A 16,622-nucleotide genomic window follows, 5' to 3' on the forward strand; every position below is an offset into this window, starting at 1 on the left:
TCAGAAATTGCGTAGACCAGCAACTAATCGCCTGATATTGCCGTTGTTTTACTTAGCTACACCTAATTTTCCATTAAATTTATAAAAAGTTCAGCTATTACACTGCCTGCCAAAGGCATAACTTTTGTATGAGTTTGGTATGTTTTGCTAATTAGTGGTAGAATTAGAACTCTTAACAGTTGAGAGATATCTCGGTTTTTCAGTGTGTTCCCCAATTTGTCAATAATTCTCTAACTGGAAATGGCTGGTTTATAAACTCAAGCCACAAAACAATCCTAGAAAAAACATCTACCATATCCTTCTCTGAACTACCCAAAGCAGCAACTGCCTCTGGGTATATACGAATATTTGTTCAGAGTGCGTCTACGTGCCATCAAAATATTACAAGTATATAATCAAACATTTGTGCTGGGAGCATGACAAGCAAAGGATTGAAAGCCTCACCAGAAGGTATTAGAGCTGCAAAAACAGCTTTAACCGACAAAACCTTAAGTCAGCAAAAACTGGCAACTGCTTTAGGTATAACTCGCCAACCAGTATCCAAATTTTTTGCGGGTGAACCCATTTCTCGCAGTTGTTTTGTGCAAATTTGTCAACAGTTAGGACTTTCTTGGCAAAAAGTCGCAGCTTTACATGAAGAGTTAGCATCTGAGACTACTTCTCAAGTAAAGTCCCAGATAGTTGATCTGGATGTATTAGTACGAGAAGTGCGCCAAAAGCGCCAAGATAAAATTCAAGACCAGTGTAACACTCTGCAAATGTTAGATATTGCACGGGCAATACCACTTGAGGATATCTACACCCATGTCAGGGTTTTAGAACAGATCACCAGTCAACAATGGCGAGAGATTTCTGATTTGTTGTCAGACTATGGCTGTGAGTTTAATTTTTATCGTTTGGGACACAGCCACCATCAGCAAACATTACCAGGGTTAGAAGCAGTGTTACGCTACCCGAAGTTGATGGTGTTGGGTAAACCAGGATCTGGTAAAACCACATTTTTACAGCATTTGGCTATTGAATGTAACCAAGGCCAATTGCAACCTCATCATGTAGCGGTATTTATTAGATTGAGGGAATTTGCTGAAGACGCAAAAGGGGAACAAGAATTTAATCTTGTGAACTACATCAGCCAAGAATTTCACTGTTGTGGAATTCCAGAGGAATCAACGTTGGCTGTACTAACTCAAGGTAGAGCCATGATTTTACTTGATGGTTTAGATGAAGTGCCATTAGATCATGCAGATCAAGTTATTAGGGAGATTCGCAAATTTACTCAGGCTTATTACAAAAATCAGTTTGTGATTAGCTGTCGAATTGCCGCCCATAAATATAAATTTCCGGGATTTACTGAGGTCGAGTTGGCAGATTTTAATGACCAACAAATAGAAGTATTTGTGAAAAACTGGTTTTTAGCCGTTGCTTCTCCAACGAGCAATCATGGCGAAGCAATGAGTAATTTATTTGTGCAGCAACTGAATTTATCAGAAAATTTACGTCTCAAAGAATTGGCGAGAACACCAATATTATTACATCTGTTGTGTTTGGTATTTCAGGTTAAGGCTAAATTTCCATGTAAATTAGCTAACTTGTATGAGCAAGGATTAAATATTTTATTGGTTCGATGGGATGAAGTACGAGGTGTAAAGCGAGATGATTTTTATTCTAACTTGACATTAAATAATAAGAAAAAGTTACTTGCTCATCTTGCTGCTAACACTTTTGAGCAAGGAGATTACTTTTTTAAGCAAGAAAAAATTCCTAAAATCATAGGGGATTATTTATTAAGAAATTCACAGGGTATTGGGCAGTTCGCACAGCATCCAGTAGGGAACGTAGAGAAGGTAGGAAGGCAAACTCTTTCCCCTGAATTTCCCAACTCTCTGACGATACAACAAGATACTGAAGATGTTTTACAAGGTATTGAAGTGCAAGATGGTTTATTGTTAGAACGCGCCCAGGGAATATACTCATTTTCTCATTTAGCATTACAAGAGTATCTCACAGCAAAAAATATTATTGAAAATGACCAAGAAGCAGCTTGGCAATCATTAATTCCCTACTTGAGTGAGGAGCGTTGGCAGAATGTAATTTTGCTAACTGTGAGTATGTTAACAAGTGCTGATGAGATAATACGGACAATGAAAAACCAGATTGATACACTTGTAGCTGGGGATGAAAAAATCCAAAATTATCTAATTTGGCTGCATCAAAAAACAAATTCAGTTTCTATTGGCTATAAACCTGCTGCTGTTCGTGCTTTTTATTTAGTTTGTGCTTTGCCTTTTGCGTATACACCTAATTGCAGACTAGAATGGGATTTTTTAGAGCATCTAACGGTTAACTCTGAACTTGCTGTTGATCAGTTGCTGTTTAATATTATTCACTGTACTAATGATTTGGAAGTTGCCTTTGAGCATCATCTGAGCGATTCTCATCTGGTTAACCATGCTCGCGCCCTGAGTATTAATTTTGAAGAGGCAATTGATTTGGTATGGAATGTTGATTTAAGACAAGAGATGCAACAACTCAAACAACAATTACCTAGTACAGAAGGCAATTTTCATAATTTTTATGCTTGGTGGCAAAATAATAGTAAAAATTGGGTACATCAATTAAAGGATTCCCTAATTAATCATCGAAATATTGGTTATGACTGGCAATTTAATCAGCAACAAATAGAATTATTATACAAATATCTCTATGCTAATAAATTATTGATGAATTGTCTCAATATTGCTGCCAATCTTCCTTCTGGTTTGAAACAAAAAATAGAAGATGACTTATTTCTGGCGATCGCCGAAATCAAGCCTTAAAAAATCTGGCTATTTTCTTAGTAATAAAAAACGTGTTTATTTACCCAGAAAAACAATTAATAGTTGAGTGAAAAATAGGTAAAAATCTACTAAAATGCTAATCTACCCCAAGAAAGAATTTGTGGTTTTTCATACCATAGCCAGAGAAATTTAATGAAGTTCATTAGTTAAATTGCTGTTATATAGCAGTTAAAAAGAGCAATCATTAAGTTATGGATAGCAATCTACTAGGTGGTATTATTCCCTCACAACCGCCCATTGAGCCACAATCTGATGTTTATGCACTGAAGTCTCGTTTAGAATGGGGTGAACCTGCCTTTACCATACTAGATGTACGCGATCGCCCCGTTTTTAACGATGGTCATATTATGGGTGCAATGCCCATGCCAATGGATGAATTGGTAGAGCGCGCTGCACCATCTTTAGATAGAAGCCGTGATATTTATGTTTACGGTGCTACTGATGAACAAACCGCCACAGCCGTGAAAACGCTTCGTTCTGCCGGGTTTGAACACGTATCAGAACTCAAAGGTGGTTTAGCTGCATGGAAAGCAATTGGTGGCCCCACAGAAGGCATTATTGAATCTAAAACCCCAGCAGGTGCAGATGATTATAATGTAGTGTCTCGACTCCAAGATTTCTCGGAGACTCAACATAAAGATGTGTGAGTGATTAGTCAATAGTTATAGCAGGGTACAGGGGACAGGGAACAGGTTTGAAACTCTCTTGCTATATGACTTGGTTCTTAAAACTTGTCTCTCATACCGATTCAAAAAATGTTTGCGACAGATACCCCTCCCCAATCTTCCCCTTGCCAAGGGGAGGGTTAGGGAAGGGTATTTTCCATGTGTCGCATTCTTTTTTCAAAGTGGTATCTTTACCTTTAACTATTGACTCTCAGACTTAATGTTCAAATAAGTCCTTGAATTGTAATAAGTCCAAAGACACAATTGTTGGTAGAACTTGAAAGCATTCTTGCGCCAGTTGCCAACGTTCTTCTCGTTCTAGCATGGCGGTTAACTTTTGCTGAACGCTGAGTAAATAGCGCACATCATTGGCGGCGTAACTTAATTGCGCTTCTGATAAGTTAGCGGCGTTACCCCAATCGGAACTTTGAGCAGTTTTATCGAGTTCTATCTTTTCTAACTCTTGTACTACATCTTTAAGTCCGTGACGATTGGTATAAGTACGGGCTAACTTACTGGCAATCTTGGTGCAGAACACTGGTTGGACATGAATACCCAGATGATAACGCAAGGTGGCAACGTCAAAACGAGCAAAGTGAAATACTTTCAGGACATTTGTTGCCTCTAGCAGTGTTTTTAAATTTGGCGCTTGAGTTTGTCCTTTGAGGATGCGAATCGCAGTCACTTTACCTTCGGGATTACATAGCTGAACTAAGCATAGGCGATCGCGCTGCGGTAATAACCCCATCGTTTCAGTATCGACTGCGATCGCTTCGGATGCTAGGTACTGGGTTAAAGCAGCGTCACTCAGGTCGCGATCGCTCACTTGAAAGTCTTGTAATGTCATGAATATTGTAATAATAAATGCAGTATCTTCTCAAGAAGCTACCATCAGACACTACATTATTATGCACATCTACCGAGTCCGCAGGAAAATTTGTGTGAGATAAACTTCGCCTTGCTGATTTGTCGCCACACCAATCCCTGTGAGATTGTAATTGCCTTGGATATTCTTCAAATGCCCAGGACTTTCGATCCAACCAATTACAGCTTGATTTGCAGGATCACTATACCCCCGATTGAAAGCGAGATTTTCCGCCGCACTCTTGTAGCGAAGGGGAATAGCATAAACTCGCTGCTCAAATCCCTGATGACTAAACGGTGCTTTCCCTCTAGCCATATTCTGACTGTGGATTCTGGCTTGTCGAGTAATGTTGGCATTCAAAGTCAACTTTGGCAGTTTCTTTGCTGCTCGATAACGATTAATCTGCTCAAACACTGATTTTTCTAAAGCAGTAGTTTGAAAAATCGTCGAGCTAGCAACCTGAGTAGAACCCTGTGATAATTGCTGATCATTAGTAGTTGTGTTTGTAGAAGTATGGCCTGGTATGGGAGGAGCCATTAATCCTCCAGCAAAGACAAGCGTACTTAAAGCGATGCCAAAAGCAGTTTGTCGGGACATGAAAAATTACTTTGTGTACATACTATTAAGACCTATACTCTAACTTCTCCCTCTTAGAATACATAACAGGATACTTTTAGAGATTCATCAATAAAGGTTGGGGAGTGGGGAGTAGGGAGTAGGGAAGCAGGGGAGCAGGGGAGCAGAGGATAACAACTTTTACCCAGTCCCCAGTCCCCAGTCCCTTCTATGATTTCATGAAAATCTGTGTGAGGTAAACTACACCTTGACCGTTTACTGCTACACCAATTCCGGTGATGTTGGAATTGCCTTTAATGTTCCTTAAATGTCCTGAACTGTTCAGCCAACTTTGCACAGCGCGTGTAGCAGGATCTCTATCTTGGTTGTAAGCAACATTTTCGCTAGCTGATTTGTGAGCCACACCACTTGCTTTCACTCGCTCATTAAATCCCTGATGGCTAAATGGAACTTTACCGCTAGCCATATTCTCACTGTGAATCCTGGCTTGCTCATCAATAGCAGAATTCCGTGTTAGTGCTGGCAAGTTTTGAGAAGCTCTGTATTGGTTAATTTGGTCGAAAACTGACTGTTCTATAGAAGCAGTATTGGAGTTGGATTGTCTACCGGAAGAGCCAGGATTTGATTGTCCAAGGGAAGAGTCGGGATTTGATTGTCCACTGGAAGAGCCGGGATTTGATTGTTCACCGGGATAGCCAGGATTTGATGTTCCTCGATTATATGGTCTTTGAGGAGAAGATTGTCCTGGACGATTGTATCGTCTGGGACGACGATTATATTGTCCAGGAAAAGATTGTCCCGGAAAATATTGTGCTAGATGATTTTCTGTTGTTGAAGACTTTGGCTGAATAGATGGAGATTGTAGAGAAACAGCACTCGCTCCACTGGCGAGAACAAAACTGCCTAAAGCAAGACTGTAGAGTGTTGTTTTAATCATTTTTCAAGCCATGTAGTTGTTGCAACCATCTAACCAGACTGTAATCAATTGAACAACTTGGCTCTTTGGTCATATATCTTTGGTTATAGTCTTTTGGCTATGAATATTCTCTGCTCACGTTTAAATTCATAGATTTTCATAAATGAATAGGCGATCCCTTTAGGATCGCCTTCTATCATTGGTGTGATTTTTATTGATATTACCTTGCCAAAGGCTCACCAGTAATGGCTTTGCCAATGACAACTTGTATCAGGAGATAGATTTATTCGTGGGTTAAAAATTTAGCCACAGTTTGTACATCTTTGTCGCCACGTCCAGAGCAGTTAATGATAATCTTGGGACTACCGCTCAGTTGAGGACAGAGGGTTTCCAAGTAAGCGATCGCATGAGATGTTTCTAAAGCTGGGATAATCCCTTCCAACTTAGATAATCGCTGGAATGCTGCCAAAGCTTCTGCATCTGTGACACTGTAATATTCAGCACGACCCATATCTTTTAAATAACTATGTTCCGGGCCGACACCAGGATAATCTAACCCCGCACTAATTGAGTGCGCCTCAATCACCTGTCCATCTTCATCTTGCAACAGATAACTCATTGCTCCGTGTAGTACACCAACTTGTCCTTTTGTCAAGGTAGCAGCGTGTTTTTCTGTATTAACACCTTCTCCGGCTGCTTCCACCCCAATCAATCTGACAGATGACTCATGGACAAACTCGTGGAATAATCCCATCGCATTAGAACCACCACCCACACAAGCCATGAGAATATCGGGTAAACCGCCCCACTTTTCTAAAGCTTGAGCGCGAGTTTCTTGACCGATGATTGCATGGAAATCACGTACCATCATCGGGTATGGATGGGGGCCAGCTACCGAACCCAGAATATAGTGAGTTGTTTCGACATTTGTCACCCAGTCCCGGATAGCCTCAGATGTGGCATCTTTAAGCGTACCTGTACCTGCTGCTACTGGACGAACTTCCGCACCCATTAGCCGCATTCTAAATACATTCAACGCTTGACGTTCCATATCGTGAACGCCCATATAGATCACACATTCTAACCCAAAGCGAGCGCACACTGTGGCTGTAGCTACACCATGTTGTCCAGCACCAGTTTCAGCAATGATACGCTGTTTACCCATGCGCTTCGCCAATAACACCTGACCAAGAGCGTTATTAATTTTGTGAGCGCCTGTGTGATTTAAGTCTTCTCGCTTTAAGTAAATTTGCGCCCCTGTACCATCTGGCCTAGCATAATGAGCAGTCAAGCGTTCAGCAAAATATAACGGTGTGGCGCGTCCTACGTAGTCCTTAAGTAATTGTTGGAGTTCTGCTTGAAAATTGGGGTCATGGCGATATTGCTGATAAGCTGCTTCTAATTCTGCTAAAGCAGGCATTAAGGTTTCCGGGACGTACTTACCGCCAAAGCGTCCAAAGCGTCCTTGTGTATCGGGAACAGTCGTAGTAGAGGGAGAACTTGGAGAAAGGGGAGTGGTAGTCACGGAAATAAATTTTATGATGGGATAGCTTAATTATTATATTGAAAGTCTGAATCAGAGAGAATATAGGTTTTGATATTAGCGATCGCCATACCCCTAGGGAACCGCAGGAAAGGCGGGGCATCGTCGCACTCTGGGATATGTGATGTTAGTCTAGAATTTGATTCTTAAACCCATGTGCTATTGCCGCTAAAGTATTTCTCCATCAAAATTTTATGTCTTCTTCCAATTCCAATTCATCTGACAAGCGTTTCGCTTACCGCGAGTTTGGTAACGACAACTCCGCCGCCACAGAAAGAGCAACTCCAGAATTACCTCCAAAACAACAAAATCTGAGAGTCCAAGCTACCCGTACTGGGCGCAAAGGTAAAACTGTGACGGTAATTACTGGTTTTCAAGCCAAGCCAGAAACCTTGGCAGATTTAGTGAAGAAGTTGAAAACTCAGTGTGGTACAGGTGGTACAGTCAAAGATAATGAGATTGAAATTCAAGGCGATCACAAACAAAAAATTTTGGAAATCTTAACTCAGTTGGGTTACAAAGCTAAAATTAGTGGTGGCTAGTGCCACTTCTCGGAATTCAAAAAGTTGAAAAAAGTAATTCAGGAATCAGCTTCATTTTTAGAGTAGTAATATATCTGAGCAGTAGTAATCTAGTTAGTGTATCCTCACCAGGAGGTTGACATGGATTTAGTGCGGATTTTATGTGCGATTTTCTTTCCACCTTTGGGAGTCTTTTTGCAAGTAGGAATAGGCAAAGATTTTTGGATTAATATCCTGTTGACATTCTTGGGTTATATCCCTGGAATTGTTCATGCTGTGTGGGTAATTGCGAGAAAATAATTATTCACATCTGGGTCAATTTTGAGTTTCCCTATTTACTGATACTGTTGGCAATAAAATAATACTTCAAAGCTCGATTTTTTGTAATTTGGCTTGATGACAGTAAACCCAAGAGTCTCAACCAAGCAGGGTTTATGAGAGATTTCAACATTAAGCACTCATGCGCCAACAGTATCCTTAATTACTGTATGAATCCTGTTCTATTTTTGCGAAGCTAGTTAAATCTCATCTCCCTTCTTCCCAGTCTCCAGTCCCCAGCCCCCTACCTACTTGGTAGCAATACCTTTGTAAAAATATCCACCTATTTTTGGGGTTTTTGGTGCGTAAAATTGCTCAACAGTTAAACTCTCAAACTTGGTTGCAACTAGCTGTTTGATGTCGCGGTTGATATTACAACCATCACCAATAACTTTATTGATAGGGTTGAGGCGATTCTGCCAAACTTGAATATTTGGCTCATCACTCAATCCATGTTCCAGAAAAAAGAACTTACCACCAGGTTTCAAAACCCGATGAATTTCTTGGAGTGCCTGGGAGACATTAGTAATACTGCACAAACAGAAGGTACTGACTACACTATCGAAGGTGTGATCAGGCATTGGTAAATTCTCACCATTGAGAACTCGATTATCGACTTGAATATTCGAGGATGCAATCCGTTTTTGAGCTAGTGCATTCATCCCTGGATTGGCATCAACTGTAGTCAGTTTTTGTAGATGCTTTGGATAGTAAGAAAGGTTGATTCCAGAACCAAAGCCAATTTCTAGAACTTCTCCGGTAACATCGGCTAAAATTTCCCGACGATATTGAGAAAATAGGGGTCGAGACATTGCAACATCGATTAGTCGTGGAGCAATAAGCTGTGAATAGAAACCCATATACTATACCTCTAAACGGAGCGATCGCCATTAACTACGATGTTACTTTGACCCAAATCCATAACACTGCACTTCCTCCAATGGTATTACCCAGATGGGTGAAATAGGAGTTTAGGCGTGTTCCCACTCCCCACTCCCCAAAAGCTGCTGTAAATACAATTACCATTTCAAGTAGAGAAAAAGCCTAGAACAATAGTCTTTTACACACCTGTTGCTTTAAGTATCATTCATACTTACTGGAATTTCATAAAGGTTTCATATAACAAGTTTTACCAACAGCAGAGTTGACATCTGTTGCTTGATGTTGATAATACCTGACAGGCTAAGATGGCAACTCAGACTATACCTGATTTTCATATTCATTGAGTCTTTCTAAAGTTTTTAATTTAGTCTGGATGAAGATATAGGTAAATTTCAGCCTAATCAGTTGATTATTAATACCTTTACAATATCATCTATCCATAAGAATAACTGGATAAAAAATAAGTGAATTCATCCAAGAATCAGTCAGAAAATTCTGTTATTCTGGCGTAGTTTAACTAAATAACCACATTTATTCATGAAAAGCTTATCGCCAGTTGATCCTGTTTTTAGAAAACGTTTTACTCAAATGACTCCGGAAATAAAATATAGTTTTACGGAAGAGCAGTTAGTAGCGATAGAAAGGGTTTTTAGCTCTAATCCTTGGACTCGCAATCATCCGTTAGATATGCGAATAGCCATTCCCATTCCAGGGATGAAATTTTATATGGTGTTATTAGCAGGTTCAGAAAGTAGAGCAAAAGAGCGTTTACGAGCTGCAAAAAGCTTATACCCTATTTGGACTCCTAGCAACATCATATTTTTAATAGTCTTTGCCATCACCCTATCACTCTGTAGCTTCTCTACGTTCTTATTTATAGCAAATTTGTTTCCTTCTCACCCCAATTTTTCCTCGTCCCCAACATCTATTCCCTGGATTTTTGAGCAATCTGAATGTGAATACACAGGGAGAACCTGGAGTGAAGGTAAATGTTGGGACAAAGAACATAATTCCATGTTCTGAAGTGTACTGATAGCAATCCCTAGCCTCTGAAAATAGCCATATTAAAGTGACTTATAAAAGCCTAATTTATAGCAACAAAATTTTTGCTCTTCTCTATATATCTCCGTATATCTGTGGTTAAATTCATTATTTTTTACCACAAAAAACAGCGATTACCTCACTACAACTAAAAACGCCACAATATGCCACCAAAAGATTTTGCTCAAACTGATCCTTTCGTCAAAAAATTCTTGGCACAGATGCCTCCACGCACAGCAGCAACTTTTAATGAATCCCAATTATTGGAACTCAAAAGAGTATTTCATGATCGGATAGATAGACGGCATACTGTAGATATGAGGATTTCGTTCCCATTGCTACAACGACGTTTTTATCTAGTTTTTTTACTGGGTAAAGACAAGCGATTATCTCAGCGTGTGGTCAATCCAGGTGTGAAATCTACAAATAGAATATTACTTGCAATATTGGGTTTGGTACTCATCACTTCTGTACTGGGTGCGCTACAAAAAGTTAATAGTCTGTGGGAAATCAATACCTTACCCAATAAAGGCAATAAGGAATTGGGAATTGGGAATTGGGAGTAGGGAGTAGGGAGGTAGTGCGTTGCGTAAACCATGTACTTGTAGTCCATCCCCAGCAAGGCGATAATTGACGCTGTTGGTTTTCATCAGGGCAACATGGGACACAACTTTTCAGCACTGGCAGCACTTTATAAAAATACCCTTCTCAACAACGTACTCCCATTTTGGGAAACACATTCCCTTGACTGGGAACAAGGCGGCTACTTCACCTGCTTGAATCGGGAAGGCCAGGTTTATGACACCGACAAATTTATCTGGTTGCAGAACCGCCAAGTCTGGACTTTTTCCATGCTGTGCAACCAATTAGAAAACCGCGAAAATTGGTTAAAAATCGCCAGTAATGGGGCTAAATTTCTTGCCAAACACGGCAGAGATGCTGAAGGTAACTGGTACTTTGCCCTCACCTGTACAGGACAACCATTAGTCCAACCCTACAATATATTTTCTGATTGCTTTGCCGCCATGGCATTTAGCCAGTATGCTTTAGCCTCTGGTGAAGAATGGGCCAAGGACGTAGCAATGCAAGCATATAACAACGTTCTGCGCCGCAAAGACAATCCTAAAGGCAAGTATACAAAAACATATCCCGGTACACGTCCCATGAAAGCCTTAGCCGTACCGATGATTTTAGCCAACCTCACCCTAGAAATGGCCTGGCTACTACCTGAAGAAACCTTAGAAAGCGTCTTAGCTGCCACTGTTGAGGAAGTTATGACCGATTTTCTCGATCAGGAACGGGGATTAATGTATGAAAATGTTACCCCTGATGGTTCTCACATTGATTGTTTTGATGGCCGGTTAATTAACCCTGGCCACGGTATCGAAGCCATGTGGTTCATCATGGATATCGCTAACCGCAAAAACGACAGCAAAACCATTAACCAAGCTGTTGATGTGGTGTTAAATATCCTCAATGTTGCTTGGGATGATGAATATGGCGGCTTGTACTACTTTATGGATGCAGACGGCCATCCCCCGCAGCAATTGGAATGGGATCAAAAACTGTGGTGGGTGCATTTAGAGACTTTAGTAGCCTTAGCAATGGGTTATCGCCTCACAGGTAGGGGCGAATGTTGGGAATGGTATCAAAAAATGCACGATTATTCCTGGACACACTTTGCTGATTCTGAATACGGTGAGTGGTTTGGCTATCTGAATCGTCGCGGAGAAGTATTATTAAATCTCAAAGGCGGTAAATGGAAAGGATGTTTTCATGTTCCCCGTGCCATGTACCTGTGTTGGCAACAGTTTGAGATGTTGAGAGTGTTGAATGACTATTGACCCTCAGAATTTTAGATTTTGGATTTTAGATTTTGGATTGAATCTAAAATCTAAAATCCAAAATTGATTGACCCTTCCTCTACGCTGTTGGAGGAAGGGGCATTTCACGAAATTTTTTTAATTACACTAATGCCATTTCTGGCTGTGTGGGAGACAGATTACCGAAAAAGTCGTAATGATCTAAAGCTTCTAAAATTCCCCAGGCATAGTTGCCTTGGGCAAAGTAAATCTGGGAATAACCCCGCAATTTTTGGATTTCTTTACTGTAATTACCTACAACCACAGCTAATGTATTACCAGTTAGCATTGTTTCATCGTTGCCTGATGCCCCTGCTACTAAGAACCGCCTGACGGGTAATCCCCATTTCAAAGCAATATAACGCAGGGCATCACCCTTAGAAGCGCGAATTGGCAACAAGTCAAGATACATATTATGGCTGTAAATGCCCTTGACAGGAAGTTGCTGGCGACGCAAATGCCGGACTATTTCCCGGAAGCTTGGCGCTTGGCTAGGATCTACAAAGTAGCTAATTTTAAACTTGCTTTGAGCATCTGGTGGTTGCAATTCTACCCCAGGGATACGTTCCATTGCATTCCGAATTGCCTGCGGTTGCCAATTGTAACTAATGTGTTTTTGCCAACTCGTATCTGTGACAATCTGAGGTCCATAGTAGATTTCGCTACCAGTGGAAGTGATGAGCAAATCTGGCATCGGAAATCGCCATTCTTCCAACATACTCAAGGTGCTTTTGAGACTGCGACCTGTAGCAATACCAACACCTGTGGTGTGTCCTTCGTTACGGATGCGCTGAATCAATTTTTCTAAGGCTTCGCGATCGCCTAACAGTGTATTATCAATTTCTGTCACCAAGAAGCGATCTGCTGTAGGTAGGCGGTTAGTCTTAGGTATATTCCAGTCTGGATGTTCCGCACCTGGAGATGTTCCCAAAGGACTTAGTAGAGATTGCACTTTTTGTTGCGGAAATAGGCGTACTTTCTCTAAATATTGCTCTACATGACTCTCCCATGAGAAATGTTTGCGGACATTTGTTAAGCCATTGCTAGACCAGGTTTGCCATTGTTCAGGATCGGTTAATGTCCTTCGCAGTGCATTCTGGATATCTTGAATATTTAGGGGATTAACCAACAATCCATTTTGACAAGCGGCGATAATATCCTGTGGACCACCGTCAGAGGTAGCAACAATCGGTACACCACAAGCTGTAGCCTCAATTAAAGTCAGTCCAAAGGGTTCGGTGAGGGCTGGATTAATAAAGACTCCTTTGGTTTTTGCTGTCATTCGATATAAATCAGGTACATCGTCAGATGTATGGTGTTTAGGATAGGCAATATGACCATACAGATCATAGCGATCGATTAATTGCAAGATTTCTAGCAATACTTGGCGTGGGCTTGATTCCATCGTGGTGATGTCATCTCGGTTTCCTAGTACAATCACCAAGTTAGCCAGTTTCCGAAGTTCTGGATCTTCACCATAGGCTTTGACAAGACGGCTCACATTCTTACGAATAGCCGGACGAGAAATCGCCGTAATCATGGGCTTGTGCGGATATTGAAGAAATCTATCTAATTGCTTTTGAATAGGTGGATTTGGCCAATTATCAGGTGCTGGGTAAAAACGCTCCAAAGTCACACCAGGTGGAATCACCACCATCCTTTGGGGTTGATAGCGGTCATAAATGCTGTATTGTTCTTCAACTTCTTGATGGGTACTGGCGATGACTAAGGCTGCACCGCCAAGGGTGATTTCTTCAGCTTCGATACGTGTACTGATATGAAAGTTTTCTTCAATAGCTTCTTGTTTAGTGCCATGCTCTAGTAATCGTTGTAACTTTACCCGTCCGAGGGAATGGCCTGTATGTACAAGAGGTGTACCTAACCAACCAGCAACACGACTACCCACATAGCCAGCGTCAGCATAATGTGTATGAATCACATTCGGTATTCTACCGACCTTGCGAATGTGTCTGAGCAATTCATCTGCAAAAGTATCTAAATACGGCCAGAGAACTTCTTTGCGGAGGTAACGACGAGGGCCACAAGCCAAGCGAATAATTTGGGCTTTATCTGAAAGCACTTCTACTGGTTGAGCGTAGTCAGTGCTGACTTTTGGATCTTGTACTAAGCGAGTTACTAAGTCAACTCTGTCTACTTGTGGATGTTTAGCTAATGTAGAGGCGAGTTCGACTACATATTTTGTTTGTCCACCCGTGTCAGCATCTCGTCCTAATTCTAAATTATGGCCCCTAATCAGGCCATGAACGCTGACCAGTAAAATATACAACCCTGAGCTTTGTGACATCATGTCTTCCTCTGTAGTTGACTTCATATAGTGCTATGTTTAGGTTTCTGACACTAAATGACTGTTGAGAGTTATAGACGAGATATCTATAGGGTAGAACAAATCTACGCCTTGCCAAACATCTAACGCATCACCAAATTCAGCATTCATTGTGTGAATACTTTCTCAGATGCCAATCAACGTCATCGACCTAAATTAATTAAATTAATTATTTTTTATATGCAATAAAATTGCCCTCCTGATAACAAGCAGGCTCTTGTATATGTTACCAGCAAGAGGTACCTTGATGAGATTTGATAATGTGTAAATAATTGAATTTAGGCTAATAACAATATTAAACAGTGTGAGTTATGTCAGCATTTAAAGACACGATTAACTAAGACAATCAAAGGTTTTCCCAGCCTGGGTGACGCATTTAGTTATATATTTTTGCAATGTTTATGGAATATCTCAACAATGTAATTTATCTATCTTTAGGATTAGAAATTTAGATAGGTCATCGCATTGAGTCTAGATAGAGGCACTCATCATTTTATCCATCAGATAGATGCAATGGAGAATGCGATCGCCTATATCTATTGATAACTAGATACTGTTTGTGGCAACCCAGACAACAAGAAAAATGATATTTATTGATCGGTCGGCTAGAGAAATTGAATGAACTCAATATTGTAATAACGGCAATTGGTGCGATTGTCTTATTTCTCGGACTACTATCAGACTATTTTCGCCGTCATTGGTGGACTAGCGACCCCTTAACAGCCATGCTGTTGGGGATATTACTGAGTCCCATCGGTCTGGGATTAGTTAACCCCACTGGTTGGGGAACACCAACAGAGGATCTTTTAGAACAAGCTGCCCGGTTGACACTAGCGATCGGATTAATGGGGGTAGCATTGCGTTTACCCAGGAACTATTTTCTCAATCACTGGCAGCCCTTAGCCGTCCTTCTGGGCTTGGTGATGCCCCTGATGTGGGGAATGAGTGGATTACTTGTGTATGGGATTTTAAAAATACCTTTTTGGCAGGCAATGCTAGTTGGTGCTACTGTAACCCCAACCGATCCGATTGTGGCAACTGCGATCGTCACAGGTGTTATTGCTGAAGAGCATCTTCCTAACAGGTTACGACATATTGTTTCTGCTGAGTCAGGGGCGAATGATGGTTTAGCTTATCCATTTGTACTATTGTCTATTCTCATGCTGAAGCGTACACCCACAGATGCACTATCTCACTGGTTTATTCATGTCCTTCTGTGGGAAGTAGGCGGAGCTATAGTTTTTGGGGTAATTCTAGGTTATGTATCAGGTCGCCTTCTAGAATGGGCTGAACGCAAACAAACAATCGAAAATTCTTCTTTTTTGGGTTATAGCATTGCTTTGTCACTTACAGCACTCGGTACTGGTAAATTAATCGGTACCGATGGCATTCTAGTTGTATTTGTTACTGGCATGGTTTTTGGTAATGTGATTCGAGGTAACGAGCGAGCAGAAGAGGATAACGTTCAAGAAGCAATCAATCGCTTTTTTACCTTACCAGTTTTTATCTTGCTGGGCTTGACAATCCCTTGGCAACAATGGTTGGCGCTGGGATGGGGAAATTTAGTGTTACTGGTAGTGACAATACTACTACTACGCAGAATACCAGCCATTTTGCTACTCAATCGCTACATTCAGCCTATTAGAAATATTCCAGAAGCAATGTTTGTAGGCTGGTTTGGCCCAATTGGTGTAGCTGCCATGTTTTACGCTGGTTATTCTCTGCGGGAAACTGGGGTAGAAGAAGTTTGGTCAGTTTGCAGTTTGATGATTTGTACTTCTATTATTGCCCAAGGCTTAAGTGCGACTCCCTTAACCAAGCTCTATGGTGAATACATTAATCAACAGCAGTATTCTCAAACTACAAATCAGTGATTAGCAAATTATTATTAATGAAGTTCTTTTTTAAACAAAAAATTAAACAACAAGCTCAACAATATAGTATATTTTTTAATCATACAAAAAACTAACTCTTAAGATAGAAGGCTGTAACAAATAACAGCATTAATCATAATTCATGCCTTCTTCCTGTGATATGACGATAATCTGGAACTTGTTGCAACTGGTCTATCAGATTCATACCTGTACAGCCATAGATGTTTCAATACTTTTATCAGTATTTTCATTTTTCTACGGCTGTATGAAACCACCCTGCTATTCTGCGTCCCCGAAGGACAAGTGACGAATAAGGATAACCCACCAAGAAAAAGGATAAAAGATTGTTACCCCTTATCCTCAAGCTATTCAACTATT

At 40.7% G+C, this 16,622-nt stretch carries 15 protein-coding genes; 9 read left to right on the forward strand and 6 right to left on the reverse strand.

Annotated elements, in window-relative coordinates; genetic code table 11:
• Positions 1-416: 416 nt before the first annotated feature.
• Together NOS7524_RS17185 and NOS7524_RS17190 are read left to right on the forward strand one after the other, a co-directional pair.
• Positions 417-2,816, forward strand: a complete 2,400-nt coding sequence (locus NOS7524_RS17185) for an NACHT domain-containing protein (RefSeq protein WP_015139762.1) — start codon at positions 417-419, stop codon at positions 2,814-2,816.
• A 212-nt stretch (positions 2,817-3,028) separates the two neighbouring features.
• Positions 3,029-3,484: a rhodanese-like domain-containing protein gene (locus tag NOS7524_RS17190; RefSeq protein WP_015139763.1), complete on the forward strand. Its 456-nt coding sequence runs from the start codon at positions 3,029-3,031 to the stop codon at positions 3,482-3,484.
• A gap of 235 nt (positions 3,485-3,719) precedes the next feature.
• Here NOS7524_RS17190 and NOS7524_RS17195 read toward each other — a convergent pair whose 3' ends face one another.
• The 4 genes from NOS7524_RS17195 to trpB all read right to left on the reverse strand — a co-directional run bounded on the left by NOS7524_RS17195 (position 3,720) and on the right by trpB (position 7,384).
• The gene (locus NOS7524_RS17195) at positions 3,720-4,349 is read right to left on the reverse strand and encodes a ribonuclease H-like domain-containing protein (protein ID WP_015139764.1); all 630 of its coding nucleotides are present in this window, start codon (positions 4,347-4,349) and stop codon (positions 3,720-3,722) included.
• Between the two features lie 69 nt (positions 4,350-4,418).
• Positions 4,419-4,964 (reverse strand): CAP domain-containing protein, encoded by a 546-nt coding sequence (locus NOS7524_RS17200; RefSeq protein ID WP_015139765.1) that lies wholly within the window; start codon positions 4,962-4,964, stop codon positions 4,419-4,421.
• 187 nt (positions 4,965-5,151) lie between these two features.
• Complete coding sequence (locus tag NOS7524_RS17205; protein WP_015139766.1) at positions 5,152-5,880, reverse strand: CAP domain-containing protein; 729 nt, start codon at positions 5,878-5,880, stop codon at positions 5,152-5,154.
• A 262-nt stretch (positions 5,881-6,142) separates the two neighbouring features.
• Positions 6,143-7,384 carry a tryptophan synthase subunit beta gene (gene trpB / locus NOS7524_RS17210; RefSeq protein WP_015139767.1) on the reverse strand — a complete coding sequence of 414 codons (1,242 nt, stop codon included), beginning with the start codon at positions 7,382-7,384 and terminating at the stop codon, positions 6,143-6,145.
• Positions 7,385-7,596: 212 nt separating this feature from the next.
• On the opposite strand from trpB, the gene NOS7524_RS17215 reads away from it, so the two are divergent.
• Together NOS7524_RS17215 and NOS7524_RS28035 are read left to right on the forward strand one after the other, a co-directional pair.
• Positions 7,597-7,944, forward strand: a complete 348-nt coding sequence (locus NOS7524_RS17215) for a translation initiation factor (RefSeq protein ID WP_015139768.1) — start codon at positions 7,597-7,599, stop codon at positions 7,942-7,944.
• 120 nt (positions 7,945-8,064) lie between these two features.
• Positions 8,065-8,223 (forward strand): YqaE/Pmp3 family membrane protein, encoded by a 159-nt coding sequence (locus NOS7524_RS28035; RefSeq protein ID WP_015139769.1) that lies wholly within the window; start codon positions 8,065-8,067, stop codon positions 8,221-8,223.
• Positions 8,224-8,489: 266 nt separating this feature from the next.
• Here NOS7524_RS28035 and NOS7524_RS17225 read toward each other — a convergent pair whose 3' ends face one another.
• Positions 8,490-9,101, reverse strand: a complete 612-nt coding sequence (locus NOS7524_RS17225) for a class I SAM-dependent methyltransferase (RefSeq protein ID WP_015139770.1) — start codon at positions 9,099-9,101, stop codon at positions 8,490-8,492.
• Between NOS7524_RS17225 and NOS7524_RS31015 the strand changes: the two genes are divergently transcribed.
• The 4 genes from NOS7524_RS31015 (at position 9,086) to NOS7524_RS17240 (ending at position 12,008) form a co-directional block, all read left to right on the forward strand.
• Entirely contained in the window at positions 9,086-9,208 is a 123-nt protein-coding gene (locus tag NOS7524_RS31015; protein WP_268741966.1) for a hypothetical protein, read from the forward strand. The two genes, NOS7524_RS17225 and NOS7524_RS31015, sit on opposite strands and share 16 nt — an antisense overlap.
• A 452-nt stretch (positions 9,209-9,660) precedes the next feature.
• On the forward strand, positions 9,661-10,146 hold the full coding sequence (locus NOS7524_RS17230) for a hypothetical protein (RefSeq protein ID WP_015139771.1): 486 nt from the start codon (positions 9,661-9,663) through the stop codon (positions 10,144-10,146).
• A gap of 182 nt (positions 10,147-10,328) precedes the next feature.
• Complete coding sequence (locus tag NOS7524_RS27880) at positions 10,329-10,730, forward strand: hypothetical protein (protein ID WP_015139772.1); 402 nt, start codon at positions 10,329-10,331, stop codon at positions 10,728-10,730.
• 93 nt (positions 10,731-10,823) lie between these two features.
• Positions 10,824-12,008 (forward strand): AGE family epimerase/isomerase, encoded by a 1,185-nt coding sequence (locus NOS7524_RS17240; protein WP_015139773.1) that lies wholly within the window; start codon positions 10,824-10,826, stop codon positions 12,006-12,008.
• A gap of 121 nt (positions 12,009-12,129) precedes the next feature.
• On the opposite strand, the gene NOS7524_RS17245 is transcribed toward NOS7524_RS17240, so the two are convergent.
• Positions 12,130-14,331, reverse strand: a complete 2,202-nt coding sequence (locus NOS7524_RS17245; RefSeq protein ID WP_041555371.1) for an HAD-IIB family hydrolase — start codon at positions 14,329-14,331, stop codon at positions 12,130-12,132.
• Between the two features lie 653 nt (positions 14,332-14,984).
• On the opposite strand from NOS7524_RS17245, the gene NOS7524_RS17250 reads away from it, so the two are divergent.
• Positions 14,985-16,244, forward strand: coding sequence for a cation:proton antiporter domain-containing protein (locus NOS7524_RS17250; RefSeq protein WP_051039202.1), 1,260 nt, complete (start codon positions 14,985-14,987; stop codon positions 16,242-16,244).
• Positions 16,245-16,622 lie beyond the last annotated feature (378 nt).

This window comes from Nostoc sp. PCC 7524, from assembly GCF_000316645.1.
In the GTDB taxonomy this organism is placed as follows: domain Bacteria; phylum Cyanobacteriota; class Cyanobacteriia; order Cyanobacteriales; family Nostocaceae; genus Trichormus.

Bases quoted from the DNA above. Each gene is read 5' to 3' on its own strand.
- NOS7524_RS17185 (WP_015139762.1), top strand. From the start codon at position 417: ATGACAAGCAAAGGATTGAAAGCCTCACCAGAAGGTATTAGAGCTGCA.
- NOS7524_RS17190 (WP_015139763.1), top strand. From the start codon at position 3,029: ATGGATAGCAATCTACTAGGTGGTATTATTCCCTCACAACCGCCCATT.
- NOS7524_RS17195 (WP_015139764.1), bottom strand. From the start codon at position 4,349: ATGACATTACAAGACTTTCAAGTGAGCGATCGCGACCTGAGTGACGCT.
- NOS7524_RS17200 (WP_015139765.1), bottom strand. From the start codon at position 4,964: ATGTCCCGACAAACTGCTTTTGGCATCGCTTTAAGTACGCTTGTCTTT.
- NOS7524_RS17205 (WP_015139766.1), bottom strand. From the start codon at position 5,880: ATGATTAAAACAACACTCTACAGTCTTGCTTTAGGCAGTTTTGTTCTC.
- NOS7524_RS17215 (WP_015139768.1), top strand. From the start codon at position 7,597: ATGTCTTCTTCCAATTCCAATTCATCTGACAAGCGTTTCGCTTACCGC.
- NOS7524_RS28035 (WP_015139769.1), top strand. From the start codon at position 8,065: ATGGATTTAGTGCGGATTTTATGTGCGATTTTCTTTCCACCTTTGGGA.
- NOS7524_RS17225 (WP_015139770.1), bottom strand. From the start codon at position 9,101: ATGGGTTTCTATTCACAGCTTATTGCTCCACGACTAATCGATGTTGCA.
- NOS7524_RS17230 (WP_015139771.1), top strand. From the start codon at position 9,661: ATGAAAAGCTTATCGCCAGTTGATCCTGTTTTTAGAAAACGTTTTACT.
- NOS7524_RS27880 (WP_015139772.1), top strand. From the start codon at position 10,329: ATGCCACCAAAAGATTTTGCTCAAACTGATCCTTTCGTCAAAAAATTC.
- NOS7524_RS17240 (WP_015139773.1), top strand. From the start codon at position 10,824: ATGGGACACAACTTTTCAGCACTGGCAGCACTTTATAAAAATACCCTT.
- NOS7524_RS17245 (WP_041555371.1), bottom strand. From the start codon at position 14,331: ATGTCACAAAGCTCAGGGTTGTATATTTTACTGGTCAGCGTTCATGGC.